This window comes from Veillonella sp. CHU110 (assembly GCF_003992255.1).
Taxonomy (GTDB): domain Bacteria; phylum Bacillota; class Negativicutes; order Veillonellales; family Veillonellaceae; genus F0422.
Map to the genome: position 1 here is coordinate 1 of NZ_RQVA01000036.1, position 1,171 is coordinate 1,171.

1 protein-coding gene is annotated in these 1,171 nt (G+C 44.4%); it reads right to left on the reverse strand.

The genetic code is table 11. From position 1 onward, the window contains the following. Position 1 precedes the first annotated feature (1 nt). A partial coding sequence (tuf, locus tag EO122_RS08130; protein ID WP_127010149.1) for an elongation factor Tu occupies positions 2-1,171 on the reverse strand: 1,170 nt, incomplete at its 5' end.

Genomic DNA, 1,171 nt, shown 5'->3' on the forward strand with positions numbered 1-1,171 from the left:
ATTATGCTTCGATAGCTGTAACAACACCAGCGCCTACTGTATGGCCACCTTCGCGGATCGCGAAACGTAAGCCTTCTTCAATAGCGATTGGAGTGATAAGCTCGATGTTCATAGTGATGTTATCACCAGGCATACACATTTCTGTACCTTCTGGTAAGTTGATAACGCCAGTTACGTCAGTTGTACGGAAGTAGAATTGTGGACGGTAGTTGGAGAAGAATGGAGTATGACGGCCACCTTCTTCTTTTGTCAACACGTATACTTCTGCTTTGAATTTAGTGTGAGGTTTGATAGAACCTGGTTTAGCCAATACTTGACCACGTTCGATGTCTTTACGATCGATACCGCGAAGCAATGCACCTACATTGTCACCTGCTACTGCAGATTCCAAGATTTTACGGAACATTTCAAGACCTGTAACTGTAGTGCTGGATGGTTCTTCTTGAAGACCAACGATTTCTACTACGTCACCAACGTTGATTTGACCACGTTCTACACGGCCAGTTGCTACTGTACCACGACCAGTGATTGTGAACACGTCCTCTACAGGCATCAAGAATGTTTTGTCTGTATCACGTTCTGGAGTTGGGATGTACTCGTCAACTTTTGCCATCAATTCGTTGATTGCTTCAACGTATGCAGCGTCGCCTTCTAAAGCTTTCAATGCAGAACCTGCAACAACTGGGATGTCATCGCCAGGGAATTCGTAGCTGGAAAGTAATTCACGGATTTCCATTTCTACTAATTCTAATAATTCTTCATCGTCAACCATGTCTTTTTTGTTCATGAATACAACGATAGCTGGTACACCTACTTGGCGAGCCAACAAGATGTGCTCACGAGTTTGTGGCATAGGGCCGTCAGCTGCGGATACAACTAGGATAGCGCCGTCCATTTGAGCAGCACCAGTGATCATGTTTTTAACATAGTCAGCATGGCCTGGGCAGTCAACGTGTGCATAGTGACGAGAATCTGTTTCGTACTCTACGTGTGCAGTGTTGATTGTGATACCGCGTTCACGTTCTTCTGGAGCTTTGTCGATCATGCTGTAGTCTTGGAAATCAGCTTGACCTTTTTCAGCAAGAACTTTAGTGATTGCTGCTGTTAAAGTAGTTTTACCATGGTCAACGTGACCGATAGTACCAATGTTAACGTGTGGTTTATTACGTTC